Raw genomic sequence first — 22,180 nt, forward strand, 5'->3', positions numbered from 1 at the left:
TCAGGACTCCTTGCTACGAGCACACATCATAGTCGCTTCACAAACAATTTTACCATCGACAGTAGCTACACCTTTAAAACGGGTCAGTCCACGGCGTGTTTTTTCGAAAGTCACTTCCATAATCATCTGATCGCCAGGTACTACTGGGCGCTTAAAACGGGCTTCATCAATACCGGCAAAATAATAAAGCTCACCTGGTTCAAGTTTACCCACGCTTTTAAACGCCAGAATACCGGTAGCCTGCGCCATCGCTTCTAAAATCAGTACGCCTGGGAAAATAGGCTTACCGGGGAAATGGCCTTGGAAAAATGGCTCGTTAAACGTGACATTCTTCACTGCACGCAGAAATTTTCCTTCCTCGAAATCAAGGACACGATCTACCAGCAAGAACGGAAAACGGTGCGGGAGTAGATCCAAAATCTCTGCAATGCCCAGAGTATGAGTGTTAGTAGTCAAAATACTCTTCCTGTCTAAAAAATAATGCTATCAACAACACGGCCTGCACTGCCCCAAAAGGGAGGCATTAGGCAGGCCGCAAATTAAGAACTCTGTATATCCGTCGAACCTGAAGTGACAGCAGTTTAGCTGCGCATATACACCGAATCACTTGCCTGAGTATGTTCATCAGGATGATGAGATTCAGTAGAAGCTCACCCTGCGGGCCAGCGCAAGTGCTGCTCAAAATGGTTTACAACCAATTTGTCATCCATTTGGTGCCTCCCTGCAAACTCCAATTTCTTTGAGTATCTACTTTTGGCATCAACTGCCAATAAGCTTGATTATTTGATCAGAGTGTCGGGCTTGAGTGGCTATTCTTTATCGATTTTACGCTCTACAGCTTTTAAGCGTTTATTAATTCCATCAATATTCATCACTAAAGCCGCTGTCTTGCGCCATACTTTATTGGGTTGTAATGGAATGCCGGAGGAGTATAACCCAGGTTCAGTGATTGGCCGCATCACCATTCCCATTCCGGTGATTGTGACTTTGTCACAGATCTCCATATGACCATTGATCACGCTGGCACCACCAATCATGCAATAGCGACCAACTTTGAGGCTACCGGCCATGATAACACCACCTGCAACTGCGGTATTGTCGCCAATAACAACGTTATGTGCAATCTGACATTGGTTGTCGATGATGACACCATTGCCAATAATCGTATTATCCAGCGCGCCACGGTCAATCGTGGTACAGGCGCCAATCTCAACACGGTCACCAATATGCACCGAGCCGAGCTGTGGAATTTTTATCCAGTTGCCGCGATCATTTGCATAACCAAAACCATCTGCACCAATGACCGTACCGGATTGAATCAGGCAATTCTTCCCGATAATAACGTCATGATAAACGGAGACATTGGCCCACAAACGGCTACCATCACCAATGTGAGTATTTTTACCAATAAAGCAACCCGCCCCGATAATCGTATTATCACCCAGTACGACACCGGACTCTATCACTGCATTTGCACCAATAGAAACTCGTTCCCCCAGTGTTGCCTGTGGGGAGATCACCGCACTCGGCGCGATATCCTGAGCCGGCTGAGGAGTGGTGTCCATTATCTGCGCCATGCGCGCATAGGTTAAATAAGGGTTTTTAACCACTAAAGCCGCAGATTTACAAAAAGGTAAATCTGCCTCAGTTAACACTACAGCACCTGCATTGCAGGTTGCGAGTTGTTCCTGATAGCGGCTATTTGACAAAAACGTGATTTGCGAAGGCTCGGCAGAATGCATAGAAGCGATGCCGGTGATGACAAGTGAGCCATCACCGAACACCAGTGCATCCAACTGCTGGGCTAAATCAGCCAGTCGAATTGAAAGCATGTTTTATTTAACCTGTTTCAGCACATCAGCAGTAATATCTTTAGAAGAATCAGCGTATGCAACCGCATTCGCGTCAATTACTACGTCATAACCGCCTTTGCTAGCAACAGATTTAACAGCATCCTGGATACGGCTCAGGATTTTGTTACGCTCTTCCATCTGGCGACGGCGATTATCTTGCTCAAAAGCCTGGGCTTTAGTAGAGAAAGTTTCGCGCTGCTTCATTACTTCGCCTTCCAGCTTGGTACGATCGCTAGCCTTCATGGTAGAACCGTCACGTTGCAGCTTCTGCATTTTAGTCTGCAGATCGCGCTCCATTCCTTGCAGTTCGGTTGCACGGCCTTTGAATTCATTCTCCAGCTGCTTAGCCACGGTTTCACGCGCAGGTAATTGTTGGAAGATGCTGGAAACATTAACAATAGCAATCTTGTCAGCGGCTTGAACGCTGGCAGAAGCTGCCAATGCTAAACCAAGACCTGCGGCACACAACCACTTTTTCACTATAAACTCCTCACCATTACCTGTTTGTGTCAGAGACACCTTGAAGTGCACTTGATACTGAATCTTACCGGATGTAGCGCTAACCTGCGCCAACGCACATCAGGCTCTTTCAGTATCAGTGCTGTCTTTAAAATTCAGTACTGCTTTACCAATCAATTACCAAGTCTTACCAATGTTAAACTGGAATTGCTCTGACTTATCACCTTCATAATCTTTAACCGGTTTAGCATATGAGAACACAAGTGGACCCAATGGAGACATCCATTGCAGTGATACACCGGCAGAGACACGAATATTGCTCGCCTTACTGTAATCAGGAATACCTGCAGCCTGTGTTGCTGCCGTATTTTCCCAATTAGTATCCCATACTGTACCGGAGTCAATGAAGAATGAGGTACGTACTGAGTTTGCGTATTTCTCACTGATAAACGGTGTCGGTGTTATCAATTCCAGACTGGCCACCGCCATCGCATTACCACCAACGGCGTCTGTAGAATTATAGACACTTCCGTTAGCATTGTAGTATGCCGCTTTAGGGCCGATGTTATTAGAGCGGAAACCACGCACAGAACTTGAACCACCAGCATAGAAGTTCTCGTAGAATGGCATCTCTTTAGAGCCGATGCCACCACCGTAGCCTAAGCGTCCACGCCCCAAGAGCACCCATGTCTTATCTTGATCTAACGGCTGATAAGATGAGGTATCAAAAGTCACTTTATAGAACTCGTTATCCGAGCCTGGTACCGTTACTTTACCATTGACCGAGGATTTCGTGCCCGACGTCGGGAAGAAACCACGATCCAGGTTGTTATATGTCCAACCCAGGTTCAAGGTAAAATCATCAGCAGTGAAGCTAGCACGGTCGGTTAAGTTAGGATTTTCCCCAACTGAATTAAGGTAGCGCCACATGGCAACCTGCGGCTGCATATCAGACAGATCGTTATGGACGTAACCGAGGCCCACACGCAATGAGTTATTCTCATTGATTGGGAAACCTAAAGTACCGTCAAGACCATAGCTACTGTTGGTATAGCCCGATAGATCCGCGTTATCCGCTTTAAAATCATTATAGAAGATGCGACCGCCCAGACTCACACCATCAACGGTGAAGTAAGGGTCAGTTAAAGTAAATTCAGCATAGGTCTGGTAGTCATTCTTCGTACCGTTGATACCCACTGTATTACCGGTACCGAGCCAGTTATCTTGCTGAACACCCACCTGGAAACTCACGCCACTTTCAGTACCGTAACCGATACCAAAGTTTAAGCTACCGGTGTTTCGTTCCTTAACTTTATAAGTCACGTCTACCTGATCAGCCGTCCCCGGAACGCGTTGCGTTTCAACATCAACGGTTTCGAAATAGCCTAAGCGGTTCAAACGTTCTTTACCCGCTTCAACCTGATCATTACCCAACCATGCGCCTTCCATCTGACGCATTTCACGACGCAATACCGAGTCTTTACTGGTATCGTTACCTTCAAAACGAACATTTCGAACGTAGAAACGGTTACCTGCATCTACGTTAATATGTAAGCTAACGGTTTTATCCGCGTCATTGATTTCTGGCTGAGATACCACACGCGGATAAGCATAACCATAGCGACCCAACAACTTCTTGATGTCATCTTCCATGCGTGTGACTTTACTGCCGTTAAACAATTCACCCGGCTCAATCTTCGTCAGCTTTTCGGCTTCTGATTGATGGCCTGCAAGATTACCGCTCACAATCACGCTATTAAGCTTGTATTGGTTGCCTTCGGTAATATTGATGGTGATATAGATGCCTTTCTTATCTGGCGTCAGACTCACCTGAGTAGAATCGATGTTAAATCGTGCATAACCGCGATCCAGATAGAAGCTGCGCAAGGTTTCAAGGTCGCCTGCCAGTTTCTGCTTCTGATATTTACGATCACCCACCACGTTCCACCACGGCACTTCATCACGCAGTTGGAAGCGAGAGATGAGTTCATCAGTAGTGAAGCTGTGGTTACCGACAATGTTAATCTGCTGAATTTTTGCAGACATACCTTCGGTAAAGACCAGTTTGAGATCAACACGGTTACGTGGCAGTGGCGTAACGACAGCTTTCACTGAAGCGCTGTATTTACCCACACTGTAGTAGAAGTCTTCGAGTCCTTTTTCAATGCTGGATATAGTGGTTCGGTCCAGGGCCTCGCCAACCCGGACGCCAGAGGCTTCCAGATTCTGCTTGAGCATGTCATCTTTCACCGCTTTGTTACCAGAGAAAGTGATGCTAGCAATCGTTGGGCGTTCTTTGACTTGAACAATCAGCGTATTACCATCGCGCAGGACACGAACGTCCTCGAAGTTGCCTGTAGCAAACAACGCACGGATAGTTTTACCGATGTCTTCATCACTGACGGTATCGCCTACGCGAACCGGCATATTAAGTAACGCCGCACCGACGGCGACCCGTTGCAGGCCTTCGAAATGAATATCTTTCACTACGAACCCGTCTGCACCGTATACGGTGGCGCTGCCAAACAGCAGCGACGCTATGAGCAACTTTTTCATCGCCATCGTTGTTATGCGTTCTTCCTAACCTATCCCCTGCCGTTAAAGGCGGGAGAAATCATTGAAAAGTGCAAGCCCCATTAATAGCACCAGCAAAACCGAGCCGATGCGATAACTGAAGTCCTGTACTCGCTCAGAAACCGGCCCACCCTTCAGCTTTTCTATCGCCAGGAAGAGCAGATGTCCACCATCTAATACCGGTAATGGGAACAAGTTGATAATGCCCAAGTTGACGCTAATTAACGCCAAAAACATAAGGTAATACACCAACCCGTACTCAGCTGAAACCCCAGCGCCTTGTGCAATAGATATCGGGCCACTCAGGTTATTCAGTTTTACATCGCCAGTAATCAGTTTACCCAACATGTTTACCGTCAACCGCATCAACTGCCAGGTTTTATCCCCAGCTTGGTAGAGTGCCGTAAACGGACCATATTGGCGAATCGTTTTATACTCATCCGGAAGCGGTATAACTTTCGGAACTACACCCGCAAAACCTTCACTGCGGTTTTCTCCAACCGATTTTGTATCTGGTATCAGGGTCAAAGACAAGGGGGTACCTCCCCTTTCGATATCTAAAACCAACGGCTTACCGGGGTTATCACGTACTTGCAAAACAAATGTCTGCCAACGATCTAATAACTGACCGCCAACTTTAACTACCCTATCCCCTGCTTGTAAACCCGCCTTTTCTGCCGCTGACCCTGGCTGGACTTCTGCCAAGACAGATTCAATTTGCGGGCCGCGTGGGATAATACCTAGTGCGACCACCGGATCTTGTTTGTCAGGCTCAAATTGCCACTGACGCAAATCCAAGGTTTTTTCTACCACATTAGCAGAACCAAATGGAGCAACGCCAACTTGCGTTTGCTTATCACCAATCTTACCGACTAGTGCCAAACGAACAGAATCCCAGTCAGGCGTTTCGATACCATCGACAGACTTAAGTTCCATTCCAGGAGAAATATTGGCTTGTGCAGCAATGGATTGTGGCGAAATATCACCCACAACCGGACGCACACTTGGCACGCCGATGATAAATACCAGCCAGTAAGCAACAATAGCAAAAAGGAAGTTGGCAATAGGGCCCGCGCTGACGATTGCCGCACGTTGTAAAATGGTTTTATTGTTAAAAGATTGATGACGTAGTTCCGGAGCAACCGCTTCTACGCGCTCATCCAACATTTTAACATAGCCGCCCAGTGGGATAAGGGCGATAACATACTCGGTTCCCTGACGATCTGTGCGACGCCATAACGCTTTGCCAAAACCAATGGAAAAGCGTTCAACACGGACACCACAGCGCCGCGCCACCCAAAAGTGGCCGAACTCATGCACTGTAATTAAGATCCCCAGTGCGACAATAAACGCGGCCAGGCTCCAGAGTATGCTCATCATATTTCCCTAAACTCCCCGTCAGTGACGGATTAAAACACTAACAGCATTAAGCAGGCAAATACCGGCACAGCTGCGGTCAGGCTATCGATACGATCCAGTATCCCACCATGACCAGGAATCAAATGACCACTGTCTTTGATTCCCGCTTCACGTTTAAACATACTTTCGGTCAAATCGCCGAGTACCGAGGCCAATGCAGCGACCACGGAACAGATTAACAGTTTTTCTGGGATGATATCCAACGGTGCGTATCGACCAAACAACCATGATATCAGAGCTGACGTCAGTAAACCGCCAATTAATCCTTCCCATGTTTTACCGGGTGAGACTTTAGGCGCTAACTTATGCTTACCGAACAACTTGCCAAACATATAAGCGCCGGAATCAGCTCCCCACACCAGCAGCATCACATACAACAGCCACCAGGCACCGATATTGTGATTATGCTCATAGCCATACTGACGTAGAGCAACCATTCCCCAGAAGAACGGGATAATAGTCAGAATGCCGAAAATGAGGCGCAGCAGACGTGAATCACGCCAAAAAGCAGCAGAGCTTGGGTAAGTCAACACCAGCAGCAATGCGGCAATCCACCACCCCATAGAGAGCCAAAGCGGGCCACTCACTTGCAAAAGATGAGCTGAATGTTGGTACGCAGGCAAACTAAGCAGCATCAGGACAAGTAAAAAGCCACAGAGTACTGCGAGCCAAATACGCTGAGAGCGACTGGCAAAGCCGGCTAATTGCCCCCATTCCCAGGCTGCAAGCATACAAACAACCAGAGTAACAATAGCAAAACCCACCGGCGGAAGCAGGAAGAGTGCACCAATGACAACCGGAATCAAAATCAAAGCAGTTATGAGACGATACTTCAGCAAAAGTTCCCCCTAGGATGCAGGTGCATCGATAGGTGTTGTTCCCCCGAAGCGACGCTCGCGTTGTGCAAATGCATTCAGCGCACCTTCAAAGACATGTTCATCAAAATCAGGCCAGAGTACATCAGTAAAGTAAAGTTCAGCATAGGCAATTTGCCACAACAAAAAATTACTGATGCGATGTTCACCACCGGTTCTGATCACTAAATCCACCTCAGATTGCTCATGCAGGCAGATATGCGAGTTTAGCGATTCTTCACTGATATCTGTGGGTTGCAATTCCCCTCGCTGCACTTGAGCAGCTAACTGGCGCATTCCCTGAATAATATCCCAACGACCACCATAATTAGCAGCAATGTTGAGCCTCAGACCGTCATTGTTTGCAGTTAATGCTTCTGAGCGGCGTATCCGCTCCTGCAAACGCTCACTAAAGCGGCTGATATCACCAATGACCGATAAACGAACATTATGTTTATGCAGGCTTTTTACTTCACTGTCCAGTGCGCGAACAAAAAGCTCCATCAGTGCAGTGACTTCCTGAGCAGGGCGATTCCAGTTTTCACTACTGAAAGCATAAAGCGTGAGTGCATCCAAATGATGAGTAGCGGCAAAACTGACCGCACGACGAACCGACTTCACTCCCGCTTTATGACCGAAAACCCTTAATTTACCCCGATTCTTAGCCCAACGCCCATTGCCATCCATAATAATAGCAACATGGCGTGGATTCAGGGGGGACAAGTTAGCCCTATCTTCATTTAAAGACGACATAATGCGAACTCATTTCCTCAAGAAATCAATTGTTCATCCCGAACATTAGGCAGCATACGCACAAAAAAGCCGTGTACCCAGTCACGGCTTCTTAAGCGACAGCCAAAATAGACGGTTAAAATACCTATTGGGCCACTAATCAACAGTCTATCAGTCCATTGACGGTGCAGACTATACCATCTCAGCCCTAACCTCACAAATTCCCACAACGGCCAATGTAGATTAACGACTCAGTTTTGCGATGACCTGAGCCGCCACATCACGGGCTTTGCGGTCAATCACCAGAACCTCTTCAACACTAATTGGCTCTTGTAATGCCAATTGCTCAACCACTGTACAGTTAACCGCTACAATATCAGTGAAACGAATGTGCGAATTCAGGAATGCCATCACCGATACTTCATTCGCCGCATTGAGCGCGGTGGTTGCAGCCTGCCCGGCATGGCTGGCATCTATTGCCAGTTTTAGGCACGGATAACGTTGATAATCCGGCTCAGAAAAAGTCAGCTCGCGTATCTTGCAGAAATCCAATGGCGCGACACCAGAGTTAACTCGCGTCGGATAAGCCATCGCATGGGCAATTGGCGTGCGCATATCGGGGGTTCCCATCTGCGCCAATACGCTGCCATCATGATAGCGTACCATTGAGTGGATCACCGATTGAGGATGTAAAATAACCTCAACTTGCTCGGCACTGGCATTAAATAACCAGCGGGCTTCGATATACTCCAACCCTTTATTCATCATGGTTGCTGAATCGACTGAGATTTTACGCCCCATCGACCAATTAGGGTGAGCACAAGCCTGATCCGGTGTTACATCCGCAAATTGTGCGAGTGAGATTTCACGCAGTGGGCCACCAGAGCCAGTCAGAATAATGCGTGAAACACCGTTTTCGTGTAATGAAGAATAGCCCAGTTGCCGCTGAACTTTTTCAGGTAAACTCTGAAAAATCGCATTATGCTCACTGTCGATAGGCAGTAATTGCGCATGGCTGCGGGCAACTTCATCCATAAAGAGTTTGCCACAGGTAATCAGTGACTCTTTATTGGCCAGCAAGACCTGCTTACCGGCGCGAATAGCTGCCAGTGTCGAGGGCAAACCGGCGACGCCGACAATGGCGGCCATCACCTGATCAACGCCATCTAAAGCGGCTAATTCGCAAGCGGCTTTAACGCCAGAATAGACTTCCGTCTTTGAACCCTTATCTGCTAATACCAGGCGCAGCGCTTTAGCCGAGTCCTCATCAGACATCGCCGCATAACGGGGGGTAAATTCAAGACATTGCTGCGCCATCTGTGCGACATTGCGGCCCGCAACCAATGCAGTAATTTTGAATAATTCAGGATTAGCGCGGACAACTGCCAGAGTGCTGTTGCCAATAGAACCAGTAGAGCCAAGAATAGTCAGTTGCTTCATGAGGGTGCTCTGAATAACTGTTTTTATGATAGGTGAGGCATCAAACCACCCGCCTGACAGACGGTACTTTAAATAACCTCATACCCAATTTTATGGCGTATTGCTGCCGATAAAGCATTGACCGAATAAAGCATTGGTCTGATAAGCATTGATGCAATAAAAACACGAACCCCGTCAAGTCATTGATTTTAAATTGACATTAGCCAAATCCAAACCACTAACCTAACCAAAAACAAAGCGCCGCCTAAGCGACGCCCTGTTACTGCAAGCGAGGATTAGAAACTCATCAACTCAGCTTCTTTCGCAGCCAGTGCCGCATCCACTTTTTTGATAAAAGCGTCGGTCAGTTTCTGCACGTCGTCCTGAGAACGGCGATCTTCATCTTCACTGATTTCTTTGTCTTTCAGCAAAGCTTTCACTTTTTCGTTAGCATCACGGCGCACGTTACGAATCGAAACACGGCCCTGCTCTGCTTCTGCGCGCACAACTTTGATTAAGTCTTTACGACGCTCTTCGGTCAATGCTGGCAGTGGAACACGAATGACAGTACCGGCAGAAGAAGGGTTCAGGCCCAAATCTGAAGTCATGATCGCTTTCTCAACAGCAGCGCTCAGGCTACGGTCAAACACGGTCAACGCCAGAGTGCGTGAATCTTCAACAACAATGTTCGCCAGCTGGCGCAATGGCGTTGCAGTGCCGTAATATTCAACCTGAATACCATCAAGAATACTTGGAGAAGCACGACCGGTACGAATCTTACTGATATGATTCTGGAAGGCTTCAAGGCATTTTTCCATGCGCACTTCGGTATCTTTTCTAATTTCGTTAATCACGTTGTAAACCCTTGGAAACTGGTTACTTGGCAGGCCATAGCTGAGTATAGCCGGTGAATATACAAACCAACATTTGCTGGTTAAAGGGGCACATCTGAAATCCACATGCCCCTGACAATACGGGCTGCCGCTTATTTAGCTGTTGGTATCACTTCTTTAGTGATTAATGTGCCTTCGTTCTCACCCATCACCACGCGACGCAGTGCGCCGGGTTTATTCATGTTGAAGACACGAATAGGCAAATTGTGATCACGGGCCAAAGTGAAGGCCGCCAGATCCATCACTTTCAGTTCACGTTCTAAAACATCCTGATAGGTTAACTGTTCGTACAGTGTCGCGTCAGGATTTTTTACCGGATCTGCAGAATAAACCCCATCAACTTTCGTGGCTTTCAGCACCACATCAGCTTCAATTTCGATACCGCGCAAGCAAGCAGCGGAATCGGTGGTGAAGAAGGGGTTACCCGTACCCGCAGCAAAAATCACTACACGGTTGTGGCGCAGCAGGCTGATAGCTTCGGCCCAACTGTAATTATCACACACACCATTAAGTGGAATAGCAGACATCAGGCGGGCGTTCACATAGGCACGGTGCAGTGCATCTCGCATTGCCAGGCCGTTCATCACGGTCGCCAGCATTCCCATGTGGTCGCCCACAACACGGTTCATCCCAGCCTGTGCCAAACCGGCACCGCGGAATAAGTTACCACCGCCAATGACCACACCGACCTGAATGCCCAATTCGACCAGCTCTTTCACTTCCTGAGCCATGCGATCCAAAACGCTTGCGTCGATACCAAAACCTTCTGCGCCTTGCAGGGCTTCGCCACTAAGCTTGAGCAGGATACGCTGATATACGGGTTTTGCATTGGTTGCCATGGTGTTCTGTCCTAAGCAGCAGTAATAATTTGGAGACTTGACCGTCAGAGAGTCAACATGGCATTGCACATTGAAAACTGCACGGACTAAGTTTACACCCTAAATAATTCGAGTGGCAGGAAGGCGACAACGGAGCGAATCCTCAGGGCTTACATCAGTAAGTGACTGAGATGAACTCAGGCAGTCAACGCACCTGTAACTTGAAATATAACGGGTATTGAGTGAATAAAATGGAACCGCCTGCTGGCGGCCCCATTTTTAGCATTAAGACTGTTTGCTCATTGCTGCAACTTCAGCAGCAAAGTCAGTCTCAACTTTCTCAATGCCTTCGCCCACTTCAAAGCGGATGAAGTTTACTACGTTAGCGTTGTTTTCTTTCAACAGATCGCCAACAGTTTTGCTTGGGTCCATCACGAAGTTCTGGCCGGTCAGAGAAACTTCGCCGGTGAACTTACGCATACGGCCTTCAACCATCTTCTCGGCAATTTCACGCGGTTTGCCGGATTCGATAGCGATGTCCAACTGGATTTGGTGCTCACGCGCAACAACCTCAGCAGGAACGTCGTCTGGCTTAACGTATTCAGGCTTGCTTGCAGCGATGTGCATAGCAATGTGCTTAACCAGCTCTTCGTCAGCGCCAGTTGCCGCAACCATAACGCCGATACGTGCGCCATGCAGATAAGTCCCCAGAACATCGCCTTCCAGCACTGCGATACGGCGAATGTTGATGTTCTCACCGATTTTAGCAACCAGGTTTGCGCGTTGTTCTTCGAACTTAGCTTTCAGAACGTCGATATCGGTAATTTTGTCAACCAGAGCTGCGTTGATCACTTCTTCGCCGAATGCTTTGAAGCCAGCATCTTTAGCAACGAAATCAGTTTCGCAGTTCAGTTCCAAAATCACACCGAATTTGCCGTCGGCTGAAACTTTAGCCAGGATGATGCCTTCAGCAGCGATACGGCCTGCTTTCTTGGCCGCTTTAGCCTGACCCGATTTACGCATATTGTCGATGGCAAGCTCGATGTCGCCGTTAGCTTCAACCAACGCCTTTTTACATTCCATCATGCCTGCGGCAGTACGCTCACGCAGTTCTTTTACCAAAGCAGCGGTAATAGCAACCATTTCAATTTCCTCGGTTCTCTTGTGAAAACAAGATCTCACATTAGATACGCAAAGGGGGCCTATAAAAGGCCCCCTAACCAACATATTTCAATACCTGGTTAATAAGGGCTCACGACGAGCCTGACTTATTATTCAGCTTCTACGAAGCTTTCTTCCGCTTGAACGGCCAAGTCTTGAGAACGACCTTCACGGACGGCGGTAGCAACAGCATTCAGATACAGTTTTACTGCACGGATTGCGTCATCGTTACCAGGGATGATGAAGTCAACGCCATCTGGATCGGAGTTAGTATCAACGATAGAGAATACCGGGATACCCAGGTTGTTAGCTTCTTTGATAGCGATGTGTTCGTGATCAGCATCAACAACAAACAGTGCGTCAGGTAAACCGCCCATGTCTTTGATACCGCCCAGGCTATTTTCCAGCTTGGTCAGTTCACGAGTACGCATCAGCGCTTCTTTTTTGGTCAGCTTGTCAAAGGTGCCGTCTTGAGACTGGATTTCCAAATCTTTCAAACGTTTGATGGACTGACGAACGGTTTTCCAGTTAGTCAGCATCCCACCCAACCAGCGATGGTTCACGAAGAACTGGTCGCTGTTGTGGGCAGCTTCTTTTACCGCTTCGCTTGCTGCGCGTTTAGTACCAACAAACAGGATCTTACCTTTACGGGAAGAGATCTTAGTCAACTCAGCCAGAGCTTGGTTGAACATTGGTACAGTTTTTTCCAGGTTGATGATGTGAACTTTATTACGTGAGCCGAAGATGAAAGGCTTCATTTTCGGGTTCCAGTAACGGGTCTGGTGACCAAAGTGAACACCGGCCTGGAGCATGTCGCGCATGGAAACAGTTGCCATGATTAAAACCTCTATAGTATCAGTTGGGGTTATGCCTCCACGTGTCCCATAACGCCGACCCCATAAGCAATTGATAATCATCAAAAACTTTAGGGCACCCCGGCGTATGTGTCGACACGTGTGTGTTATTTACACATATGAGTGCGATTGTATTACTCAGCTAAATCACTACCTGCCACCAGGACTTGACCTGAAACTTTGACCTGAAACACAGTGCGGTTCGCCGGCGCGCTTTATACCATAAACAGCAACGACACACCAACTTTTGTTGCATTTAGTGGCGTTGCTGCAAAGGAAAGTTTGGCAGCAAATTGCAGGGCTGATACCATTAGCGACAGATTTTTTATTTATACCCGTCATACTGCAACTCGAATTATTTAGGGTATATGATATTTATTTACCTGCTTATTCATATCACGGCGGCTGGTCAGTACTCACAGCCCCTACGGACACTTTTGCATGGCAATCTCAATCAAAACACCTGAAGATATTCAAAAAATGCGCGTTGCTGGCCGTCTGGCTGCTGAAGTGCTGGAAATCATCGAACCACACGTAAAACCGGGTGTGACTACCGGTGAACTGGATCGTATCTGTCACGATCATATCACTAATCACCAGCAAGCCATCTCCGCCTGCCTGGGCTATCACGGTTTTCCGAAATCAGTCTGTATCTCGGTAAATGAGGTTATCTGCCACGGTATTCCAAGTGATGAGAAAGTCCTGAAAGAGGGTGATATCGTCAATATCGACGTTACTGTGATTAAAGAGGGTTTCCACGGCGATACCTCAAAAATGTTTATCGTCGGCAAGCCAACCATTTTGGGTGAGCGTCTGTGCCGCGTCACTCAAGAGAGCCTGTATCTGGCAATCAATATGGTGAAACCGGGTATCCGTCTGCGCACACTGGGCAAGGCTATCCAGCAATTTGTTGAAGCTGAGAACTTCTCTGTGGTACGTGAATACTGCGGTCACGGCATTGGCGAAGGTTTCCATGAAGAGCCACAAGTGCTGCATTACGATGCCGATGACAATGGCGTCATTCTGCAACCGGGTATGGCGTTCACTATTGAACCAATGGTAAATGCAGGCGATTACCGCATCCGTACCATGAAAGACGGTTGGACCGTAAAAACTAAAGATCGCAGCTTGTCGGCGCAGTATGAGCATACTATTGTGGTAACTGATAACGGCTGCGAAATAATGACGTTGCGCAAGGATGACACCCTCCCCAACATCATAACGCACGAGTAATAATCGCAAGCCGGCAACCGCCGGCTTTTTTATGGGCTGCGTCTTCTCATCAGGTCTACATTAATCGGACTGTTTATCAACGGGGAATATATGTCTGACAACCACACCGATCACTCTCTGTCACCCAAACTCACCCCTGTTATTCCTGAGCAGCCCGCACCTCCCTGTACCTATCTTGATAGTGAACTTGATTGCCCACAACTTAAGCAAAAGCTCGAAGCCTTTCAGCACTGGCTGGCTCAAGCCTTCAACGGTGGCATCAGTGCCGAGACACTGATTGCGGCACGCAGCGATTTTATCGATCGCCTGTTGCAACGGCTGTGGACATTCTCAGGCTTTGATGAGGTGCCGGAAACCGCGCTGGTTGCCGTCGGGGTTATGGCCGCGGTGAACTACACCCCCTGTCTGACATTGATGTTCTGGTGCTGAGTAAGCAACGCCTGAGTGAGGAGCACGCCCAGCGGATTGGTCAGTTGATTACCTTGCTATGGGACTTAAAACTGGAAGTCGGTCACAGTGTACGTACGTTAGAAGAGTGCTTACTGGAAGGGCTGGCTGACCTCAGCGTTGCCACCAATATGATCGAATCACGGCTGATTTGTGGCGATGTAGCTTTATTCTTACAAATGCAGAAACACATTTTTAGCGACAGTTTCTGGCCATCACCTCTCTTTTTCCATGCCAAAATCGCCGAACAACAAGAACGCCATAAACGCTATCACGGCACCAGTTATAATCTGGAGCCGGATATCAAAAGCAGCCCCGGAGGGTTACGCGATATCCATACTTTATTGTGGGTTGCGCGCCGCCATTTTGGTGCCACCTCGTTGAGTGAGATGGTTGATTTCGGTTTTCTAACTAAAGCCGAACGTGACGAACTAATTGAAAGCCAAAGTTTTTTGTGGCGAATACGCTTTGCCTTGCATTTGGTATTGACGCGTTATGATAATCGTCTGCTCTTTGATCGCCAACTGAGTGTGGCCCAGCTTTTGCAATATCAGGGTGAGGGCAATGAACCGGTCGAACGTATGATGAAAGATTTTTATCGTATGACGCGTCGGGTCAGTGAATTGAATAATATGCTGTTGCAGCTATTTGATGAAGCCATATTGGCGCTGGAGACTAACGAGAAACCGCGCCCGCTGGACGACGAGTTTCAATTGCGCGGCGATTTAATAGATTTACGTGATGAAAACCTGTTTGTTCAGCATCCTGAAGCCATTATGCGTATGTTTTATCTGATGGTGCGCAATCAGGACATCAAAGGCATCTATTCCACCACAGTGCGGCGCTTGCGTCATGCTCGCAGGCATCTGAAAACACCTTTATGCCACATTCCTGAAGCCCGTAAGCTATTTATGGCCATTTTGCGCCATCCGGGAGCAGTTTCCCGGGCGTTGTTGCCAATGCACCGTCACAGCGTGTTGTGGGCTTATATGCCGCAATGGGGCAGCATTGTCGGCCAGATGCAATTTGACCTGTTTCATGCCTATACCGTCGATGAACACACCATTAGGGTGTTACTGAAACTCGAAAGTTTTGCCGATGAAACCACCCGCCCACGTCACCCTCTTTGTGTCGAACTTTATCCACGCCTGCCTCAACCTGAATTATTGCTGCTGGCAGCACTGTTTCACGATATCGCCAAAGGGCGCGGTGGCGACCATTCCATCCTTGGCGCACAGGATGTATTGGCGTTTGCCGAGCAGCATGGACTTAACTCCCGCGAAGCCCAGCTTGTTGCCTGGCTGGTGCGTTGCCACTTATTGATGTCAGTGACAGCTCAGCGTCGTGATATTCAGGACCCGGCGGTGATTCAGCAATTTTCCGCCGAAGTACAAAGTGAAACCCGCTTGCGCTATTTAGTCAGCCTGACGGTAGCCGATATCTGCGCCACCAATGAAAATTTGTGGAATAGCTGGAAACAAAGCCTGTTACGCGAACTTTATTTCGCCACAGAGAAACAGTTACGCCGTGGTATGCAAAACAGCCCGGATTTGCGCGAACGCGTGCGTCATCACCGCCTGCAAGCCTTGGCACTGCTGCGGATGGATAATATCGATGAAGAAGCACTGCACCGCATCTGGAGCCGCTGCCGAGCAGATTACTTCCTACGCCACTCGCCAAACCAACTCGCCTGGCACGCCCGTCACTTGTTAGAGCACGACTCAACCCAGCCGCTGGTTTTGGTGAGCCGACAGGCGACCCGTGGCGGCACTGAAATCTTTATCTGGAGCCCTGATCGCCCATCACTGTTTGCCGCAGTTGTCGGTGAATTGGACCGCCGCAATCTGAGTGTTCATGACGCACAAATCTTCACCAACCGCGATGGTATGGCGATGGACACTTTTATCGTGTTAGAACCCGATGGCAGCCCATTGGCGCAAGACCGGCACCCAATCATCCGCCAGGCATTGCAACAAGCCATGACTCAACCTAATTACCAGCCTCCACGCGTCAGGCGGTTATCGCCCAAACTACGGCATTTCAGTGTACCCACCGAAGCCAATTTCTTACCGACGCACAACGAGCGCCGCACCTATCTGGAGCTAATCGCTCTTGACCAACCGGGTTTACTGGCGCGCGTGGGTGAGATATTTGCTGATTTAGGTTTATCACTGCATAGCGCACGTATCACCACTATCGGCGAGCGGGTGGAGGATTTATTTGTGTTAGCGGATAAAGATCGCCGCGCGTTGAGCATTGAAACCCGTCACGAATTAGCACAGCGGTTGACAGATACCCTCAATCCGAACGACAAACTGTGATACAAATATCTTTTTAGTCATTAATTTTCTTACAATCGACCCCCCAAGATCATTGACGTTATTGCTCACACCGCAATGGCTTCAAGTACGAAGGGTATAACATCAGGAAAGAACAGGATGCAGCAACTACAGAACGTTATTGAAACCGCTTTCGAACGCCGTGCAGATATCACTCCGGCGAATGTTGATACCGTCACGCGCGAAGCGATTAACCATGTAATTGATTTACTGGATACCGGTGCGCTGCGGGTTGCCGAAAAAATTGACGGTCAGTGGGTCACTCACCAATGGCTGAAAAAGGCGGTATTGCTCTCTTTTCGCATCAATGACAACCAGGTCATGGAAGGCGCTGAAACCCGTTACTACGATAAAGTGCCGATGAAATTCGCCGGTTACGATGAAGCCCGTTTCCAACGCGAAGGTTTCCGCGTCGTGCCCCCAGCCACGGTGCGCAAAGGGGCATTTATCGCCCGTAATACTGTGCTGATGCCTTCTTATGTGAATATTGGTGCGTTTGTTGATGAAGGCACTATGGTCGATACATGGGCAACTGTGGGTTCTTGCGCGCAAATTGGTAAGAATGTTCACCTGTCTGGCGGCGTCGGCATTGGTGGCGTTCTGGAACCGCTGCAAGCCAACCCAACCATTATCGAAGATAACTGCTTTGTCGGCGCGCGTTCAGAAGTGGTCGAAGGGGTTATCGTCGAAGAAGGCTCAGTTATCTCAATGGGCGTATTTATCGGTCAAAGCACCCGTATTTATGACCGTGAAACTGGCGAAGTCCATTATGGCCGCGTTCCCGCAGGCTCTGTGGTTGTTTCAGGTAACTTGCCATCAAAAGACGGCAGCTACAGCCTGTATTGTGCGGTTATCGTGAAGAAAGTTGATGCGAAAACCCTCGGTAAAGTCGGTATTAATGAGTTATTACGCACCATCGACTAAGATGATAAATAGCGGGCTAATCACCCGCTATTTTTTGCGTTGTGACATTATCGCCTGCAATCACATACTTTGACTAAATTTACCGTCATAATCATAACTTGTGGAATATAAAACTAAAAGGGTGGCGCTATGTACGACAATCTGAAAAGCTTAGGAATCACACAACCAGAAGATGTTGATCGCTATAGCCTGCGTCAGGAGGCCAACAACGACATTCTGAAAATTTATTTCCGCAAAGATAAAGGCGAATTTTTTGCCAAAAGTGTGAAATTCAAATATCCGCGCCAACGCAAAACGGTGGTGGCTGATAATGCCGGTCACGGCTATAAAGAAATCAACGAAATTAATCCCAATCTACGCTATGTCATTGATGAACTGGATCAGCTCTGTAAACGTGATCAAATTGAAGTGGATTTGAAACGTAAAATTCTGGATGACTTACGTCATTTAGAGAGTGTGGTTACCAATAAGATTGCTGAAATTGAATCTGATCTGGAAAAACTGACCAGCGGGCGCTAAATCTAGCTGAATACGTATTGTGGCAGCACACTGCACGCCACAATATGTATTCATCTGAATGAGAAATATCAAAAACAGCCTTACCATTCTAAATAGACTTATAATAATTTATATTTTTTAAATATATGCTTAATCCAATTACTTAACCGCACTTAATAACTTAATTAAGTTTAGTTATTTGAAAAATTAATTATTTATATACTTTTATATTCCTAAGAATAATAAATAATCCATTGACACTGAGTCATATTAAATGATATTACTAATAACGGAAGGCCAGTTAATACTACATATTTTGCAACTATCTATACCTAATACTATAATGGTAGATTAAATTTATATAATTAAACATTTAACATAATCAAAGCATTTATTAACAGCAACTTCCTTAACAGAACAATTCAACACATTGATACTAAAACCGTAATTGATGTTAACAAAGCTAGAGTAAATCAACCTCAGCGTCTAACCGATGATCTCATTGATCAGATTGCTGGCGGTTGGGTCAATGCTTTCTTAAACTGGTCCAGAAGCTTTTAACATCTATGTCTACTATAAGGGGCCACAATTTTGGTGGCCCCTATTGAACTTATCCTATAGCCCAGAAGTTTCAATCTTGAAGGAGTCTGAAGCTATGGACAGCCAATTAAAAACAAACAGTATTAAACATCTTGAAATAATATTAAAAATAAGTGAACGCTGCAATATTAATTGTGACTACTGCTACGTATTCAATAAAGGAAACTCTGACGCTAATGACAACCCAGCCAGAATTTCTGATAATAATATTAATCACTTGATCGGTTTTTTTCAGCGAGCCTGCCTGGAATATGATGTCCCTGAAGGGAATGAGTCTACGAGATATTATCGTGCTTGCTGATCGTCTTTCATTGGGTTCACGCCCAGTTAGGGCTGACTTGGACTCTATCCGTCAGCTAAAGACGCCTTGTATTTTGCACTGGTCATTTAACCATTTTGTGGTATTAAAGAAATTTTCTCGCCACGGGGTTCTCATCCATGACCCTGCAAAAGGCGAGAGACAGATTTCAATAGCTGAGTTATCTCAACAATTTACTGGTTTCGCACTTGAGATTTGGCCGAATAAAAGCTTTCAGCGACGCTCTGAGAAGAAAACCATTCGGCTGCTGGACATGTTCAAAAGCGTTACCGGCTTGTCGCGAGTTTTAACTCAGGTCTTGGTTCTATCATTTTGTATTGAACTTCTTGCTATAGCGGTTCCAATGTCCGCTCAATTCACTATCGATATGGTTTTAATATCTGGCGATATTGATCTGGTTTCATTGATAGTGTGTGGAATTGTTGTCTTATTAATCCTCAGGGCGTTACTCAGTATTGTTCGATCCTGGACTGTTATGTCAGTTAAATACACTCTGAGTATTCAATGGAACTCCGGGCTTTTTAGCCACCTAATCCGCTTACCTGTCTCATATTTCGAAAAGCGTTATATCGGTGATGTTACCTCGCGTTTTAGTTCATTGTCGGCGGTGCAGGACGCTTTTACAGCAGATATGGTCGCATCACTATTAGATGTCGTAGTGGTGTTTGGACTCATCTTTTTGATGTGGGCCTACAATAACTATCTGGCGACAGTCGTTGTCTCAATATCATTTGTCTATGCGATTATAAAATTCCTTCTTTTTCGCACCTACCGATCTGCCAACCTAGAGGCGATTACTCATGAAGCAAAGCAACAGTCACATTTTCTTGAAACAGTACGAGCGATCACATGCATTAAAATCTTTGATTTGGCAGAACGCCGACGATCCGATTGGCTCAATTTGGTTACTGATGAAGCCAATGCAAAAATCTATCTTTTTAAGATCGACCTGATAACACAGACAGTAGGACTATTATTAATCGGGCTGTCTTCTGTAGTCACCTTGTGGCTAGGGGCAAAACTGATAGATGGGGGAACCATTACCACAGGTATGCTATTTGCTTTTTTGATTTACTCAGACATGTATGTCACCAGAACCATACGCGTCGTTGACTCTATTATCAAACTCCGCCTGATCGATATGCATAGCGAACACCTGTCAGAGGTAGCTCTAGCCACGCCCGAACCTAATGAGGGCAGTACAGTTCTAGTCACACCAAATACAATCGCTGGAAGTATTAAAGTCACAAATCTTAGTTATCGTTATGGCGAAGGTGAAACCGCGGTATTAGAGAATATATGCCTGTCTATCAAAGCTGGCGAAAGCCTCGCCATCGTAGGGCCATCAGGCTGTGGTAAATCTACACTGCTTAAAATAATGGGGGGGTTAATACCACAAGAAAGCGGCCTTATTTTATTGGACGGCATAGACATTCGGCAGTTAGGTCTTGGTACCTACCGCAAACATATCGCTTGTGTCTTACAAGAGGATAGACTATTTGCAGGGTCCTTACAGGCTAACATCAGTTCTTTCGATATTCACCCTGATAATGAATGGGTGTTTGAGTGCGCACGTCTTGCTTCGATTCATACGGAAATCGAAGCCATGCCAATGAAATATGAAACAATGGTGGGTGATATGGGCAGTGCCCTGTCAGGTGGGCAACGGCAACGTATTTCTCTGGCTCGCGCCTTGTACAAACGCCCTCGGATACTCTTTCTTGATGAAGCAACTAGTGATCTCGATATCGATAACGAAGCCCGAATTAATGATTCAATACGCGAGTTGAAGGTAACACGAATTTTTGTTGCCCACCGCCCAACCATGATCGCAATGGCGGATAAGGTATTTGATCTCAGCAACAACTCTGAAATGGAAAAGGAAAATTCTCATGTATTTTTTACTGAATAAATGCTTTATTGCATTCGGTCTCTTATCCACTGCAATCGTATTTATTGTCCCTTGTAACGCTCAACAAAAACAGCCTATCACTTCCGAAGCTGTCATGCATATGCCTTTTAAGTTGGATAGTGCTTCTGTACCAATGACCACTGTTGAAATAAACGGTCAACGTCAAACATTTATGATCGATACAGGAGCCTCCTTTGCTTTGTACTTATTCAAAGATGTTATGACACAACTCTCCGGTTTGGTGCTTAATACTGGAAAACAACGCACAACTGATCTGACTGGAAAGGTTTTCCTCAATGACAAATTCCAGATTCCTCGACTTTCGATTAATGGAATGATATTTGAAGATATTAAGGGGATGTCTATTAGTTCTCCTCGGGGAATGCCCCTCACTCCCGACAGCAACCTCCCAAACACGATGATGATTGGTCTAGGTTTATTCAAGGAAAAGGCTGTACTTATTGATTATAAAAATCAGCGTCTATCGGTTGCGGACAACACCCAAGCACTGGGTATCAACATGACCGATGGCTGGATTTCATTACCGCTACAGGTTACACAAGAAGGAATTACAGTCAACGTTTCGCAGAATTCAAAGGAATACAACATGGTTTTGGACACTGGAGCATCAGTGTCAGTTTTCTGGAAAGAGCGACTTAAATCTCCTGCTATTGATATCTCTTGCCGGGCCGTGATGGCAGAAATGGATCATGAAGGCTGCGTATCATCAGAGTTTCGACTGAACGGAATTGGCCCAAAAGATATAAAACTAAATGCGGTACTGTTAGATGGAACATTCCCGCAGATGGATACAGATGGATACAGATGGATTAATCGGTAAGAATTTGTCCACTCCCCCTAAAATGAGACAG

18 protein-coding genes and 2 pseudogenes are annotated in these 22,180 nt (G+C 46.8%); 8 read left to right on the top strand and 12 right to left on the bottom strand.

All coding sequences use genetic code 11. From position 1 onward, the window contains the following. From fabZ to rpsB, 12 genes are all read right to left on the bottom strand, one after another. A complete protein-coding gene (gene fabZ / locus YALDO0001_RS15025) occupies positions 1-456 on the bottom strand; it encodes a 3-hydroxyacyl-ACP dehydratase FabZ (RefSeq protein WP_004704335.1) in 456 nt (151 codons plus the stop codon). A 353-nt stretch (positions 457-809) separates the two neighbouring features. Further along, on the bottom strand, positions 810-1,832 hold the full coding sequence (lpxD, locus tag YALDO0001_RS15030) for a UDP-3-O-(3-hydroxymyristoyl)glucosamine N-acyltransferase (protein ID WP_004704337.1): 1,023 nt from the start codon (positions 1,830-1,832) through the stop codon (positions 810-812). A gap of 3 nt (positions 1,833-1,835) precedes the next feature. Next, positions 1,836-2,333, bottom strand: a complete 498-nt coding sequence (skp, locus tag YALDO0001_RS15035; RefSeq protein WP_042546721.1) for a molecular chaperone Skp — start codon at positions 2,331-2,333, stop codon at positions 1,836-1,838. 156 nt (positions 2,334-2,489) lie between these two features. After that, positions 2,490-4,874: an outer membrane protein assembly factor BamA gene (bamA, locus tag YALDO0001_RS15040; RefSeq protein WP_004704341.1), complete on the bottom strand. Its 2,385-nt coding sequence runs from the start codon at positions 4,872-4,874 to the stop codon at positions 2,490-2,492. 36 nt (positions 4,875-4,910) lie between these two features. Then, positions 4,911-6,266 (bottom strand): sigma E protease regulator RseP, encoded by a 1,356-nt coding sequence (gene rseP / locus YALDO0001_RS15045; RefSeq protein WP_004704343.1) that lies wholly within the window; start codon positions 6,264-6,266, stop codon positions 4,911-4,913. A gap of 29 nt (positions 6,267-6,295) precedes the next feature. Beyond that, entirely contained in the window at positions 6,296-7,144 is an 849-nt protein-coding gene (gene cdsA, locus YALDO0001_RS15050) for a phosphatidate cytidylyltransferase (protein ID WP_042840199.1), read from the bottom strand. A gap of 9 nt (positions 7,145-7,153) precedes the next feature. Next, positions 7,154-7,912 (bottom strand): (2E,6E)-farnesyl-diphosphate-specific ditrans,polycis-undecaprenyl-diphosphate synthase, encoded by a 759-nt coding sequence (gene ispU, locus YALDO0001_RS15055; RefSeq protein WP_042840200.1) that lies wholly within the window; start codon positions 7,910-7,912, stop codon positions 7,154-7,156. Between the two features lie 222 nt (positions 7,913-8,134). After that, positions 8,135-9,331, bottom strand: coding sequence for a 1-deoxy-D-xylulose-5-phosphate reductoisomerase (gene ispC / locus YALDO0001_RS15060; protein ID WP_004704352.1), 1,197 nt, complete (start codon positions 9,329-9,331; stop codon positions 8,135-8,137). A 275-nt stretch (positions 9,332-9,606) separates the two neighbouring features. After that, positions 9,607-10,164 (bottom strand): ribosome recycling factor, encoded by a 558-nt coding sequence (frr, locus tag YALDO0001_RS15065; protein ID WP_004704355.1) that lies wholly within the window; start codon positions 10,162-10,164, stop codon positions 9,607-9,609. Between the two features lie 131 nt (positions 10,165-10,295). Continuing rightward, positions 10,296-11,042 carry a UMP kinase gene (gene pyrH, locus YALDO0001_RS15070; RefSeq protein WP_004704356.1) on the bottom strand — a complete coding sequence of 249 codons (747 nt, stop codon included), beginning with the start codon at positions 11,040-11,042 and terminating at the stop codon, positions 10,296-10,298. Positions 11,043-11,306: 264 nt separating this feature from the next. Continuing rightward, on the bottom strand, positions 11,307-12,164 hold the full coding sequence (gene tsf / locus YALDO0001_RS15075) for a translation elongation factor Ts (protein WP_004704359.1): 858 nt from the start codon (positions 12,162-12,164) through the stop codon (positions 11,307-11,309). Positions 12,165-12,292: 128 nt separating this feature from the next. After that, positions 12,293-13,018, bottom strand: a complete 726-nt coding sequence (gene rpsB / locus YALDO0001_RS15080; RefSeq protein ID WP_004704361.1) for a 30S ribosomal protein S2 — start codon at positions 13,016-13,018, stop codon at positions 12,293-12,295. Between the two features lie 459 nt (positions 13,019-13,477). Here rpsB and map point away from each other — a divergent pair, with 459 nt between their 5' ends. The 8 genes and pseudogenes from map to YALDO0001_RS15110 all read left to right on the top strand — a co-directional run bounded on the left by map (position 13,478) and on the right by YALDO0001_RS15110 (position 22,149). Then, the gene (gene map / locus YALDO0001_RS15085; protein WP_004704362.1) at positions 13,478-14,269 is read left to right on the top strand and encodes a type I methionyl aminopeptidase; all 792 of its coding nucleotides are present in this window, start codon (positions 13,478-13,480) and stop codon (positions 14,267-14,269) included. 90 nt (positions 14,270-14,359) lie between these two features. Beyond that, positions 14,360-17,037 (top strand): annotated as a pseudogene (gene glnD, locus YALDO0001_RS15090) (bifunctional uridylyltransferase/uridylyl-removing protein GlnD). Between the two features lie 117 nt (positions 17,038-17,154). Next, positions 17,155-17,979, top strand: a complete 825-nt coding sequence (gene dapD, locus YALDO0001_RS15095) for a 2,3,4,5-tetrahydropyridine-2,6-dicarboxylate N-succinyltransferase (protein ID WP_004704369.1) — start codon at positions 17,155-17,157, stop codon at positions 17,977-17,979. 129 nt (positions 17,980-18,108) lie between these two features. Beyond that, positions 18,109-18,498 carry a DUF3461 family protein gene (locus tag YALDO0001_RS15100; protein ID WP_004704370.1) on the top strand — a complete coding sequence of 130 codons (390 nt, stop codon included), beginning with the start codon at positions 18,109-18,111 and terminating at the stop codon, positions 18,496-18,498. Between the two features lie 408 nt (positions 18,499-18,906). After that, positions 18,907-19,038: a XyeA family cyclophane-containing RiPP triceptide gene (xyeA, locus tag YALDO0001_RS22010; protein ID WP_261370020.1), complete on the top strand. Its 132-nt coding sequence runs from the start codon at positions 18,907-18,909 to the stop codon at positions 19,036-19,038. 94 nt (positions 19,039-19,132) lie between these two features. Next, positions 19,133-19,336 (top strand): annotated as a pseudogene (locus tag YALDO0001_RS22015) (cyclophane-forming radical SAM/SPASM peptide maturase XyeB); the annotation flags it as partial. Further along, positions 19,329-21,308 (top strand): peptidase domain-containing ABC transporter, encoded by a 1,980-nt coding sequence (locus YALDO0001_RS15105; protein ID WP_004704372.1) that lies wholly within the window; start codon positions 19,329-19,331, stop codon positions 21,306-21,308. The pseudogene YALDO0001_RS22015 and the gene YALDO0001_RS15105, both read left to right, overlap by 8 nt. After that, positions 21,289-22,149: an aspartyl protease family protein gene (locus tag YALDO0001_RS15110; protein ID WP_049596246.1), complete on the top strand. Its 861-nt coding sequence runs from the start codon at positions 21,289-21,291 to the stop codon at positions 22,147-22,149. The genes YALDO0001_RS15105 and YALDO0001_RS15110 overlap by 20 nt, the downstream gene beginning before the upstream one ends. Positions 22,150-22,180 lie beyond the last annotated feature (31 nt).

Origin of the sequence: Yersinia aldovae ATCC 35236 (assembly GCF_000173735.1) — a bacterium.
In the GTDB taxonomy this organism is placed as follows: domain Bacteria; phylum Pseudomonadota; class Gammaproteobacteria; order Enterobacterales; family Enterobacteriaceae; genus Yersinia; species Yersinia aldovae.

What these genes read in the sequence shown, in the direction of transcription:
- dapD (WP_004704369.1), top strand. Translation starts at nt 17,155, where the DNA reads ATGCAGCAACTACAGAACGTTATTGAAACCGCTTTCGAACGCCGTGCA.
- bamA (WP_004704341.1), bottom strand. Translation starts at nt 4,874, where the DNA reads ATGGCGATGAAAAAGTTGCTCATAGCGTCGCTGCTGTTTGGCAGCGCC.
- rpsB (WP_004704361.1), bottom strand. Translation starts at nt 13,018, where the DNA reads ATGGCAACTGTTTCCATGCGCGACATGCTCCAGGCCGGTGTTCACTTT.
- map (WP_004704362.1), top strand. Translation starts at nt 13,478, where the DNA reads ATGGCAATCTCAATCAAAACACCTGAAGATATTCAAAAAATGCGCGTT.
- rseP (WP_004704343.1), bottom strand. Translation starts at nt 6,266, where the DNA reads ATGATGAGCATACTCTGGAGCCTGGCCGCGTTTATTGTCGCACTGGGG.
- ispC (WP_004704352.1), bottom strand. Translation starts at nt 9,331, where the DNA reads ATGAAGCAACTGACTATTCTTGGCTCTACTGGTTCTATTGGCAACAGC.
- YALDO0001_RS15110 (WP_049596246.1), top strand. Translation starts at nt 21,289, where the DNA reads ATGTATTTTTTACTGAATAAATGCTTTATTGCATTCGGTCTCTTATCC.
- YALDO0001_RS15100 (WP_004704370.1), top strand. Translation starts at nt 18,109, where the DNA reads ATGTACGACAATCTGAAAAGCTTAGGAATCACACAACCAGAAGATGTT.
- YALDO0001_RS15105 (WP_004704372.1), top strand. Translation starts at nt 19,329, where the DNA reads ATGATGTCCCTGAAGGGAATGAGTCTACGAGATATTATCGTGCTTGCT.
- pyrH (WP_004704356.1), bottom strand. Translation starts at nt 11,042, where the DNA reads ATGGCAACCAATGCAAAACCCGTATATCAGCGTATCCTGCTCAAGCTT.
- tsf (WP_004704359.1), bottom strand. Translation starts at nt 12,164, where the DNA reads ATGGTTGCTATTACCGCTGCTTTGGTAAAAGAACTGCGTGAGCGTACT.
- lpxD (WP_004704337.1), bottom strand. Translation starts at nt 1,832, where the DNA reads ATGCTTTCAATTCGACTGGCTGATTTAGCCCAGCAGTTGGATGCACTG.
- ispU (WP_042840200.1), bottom strand. Translation starts at nt 7,912, where the DNA reads ATGTCGTCTTTAAATGAAGATAGGGCTAACTTGTCCCCCCTGAATCCA.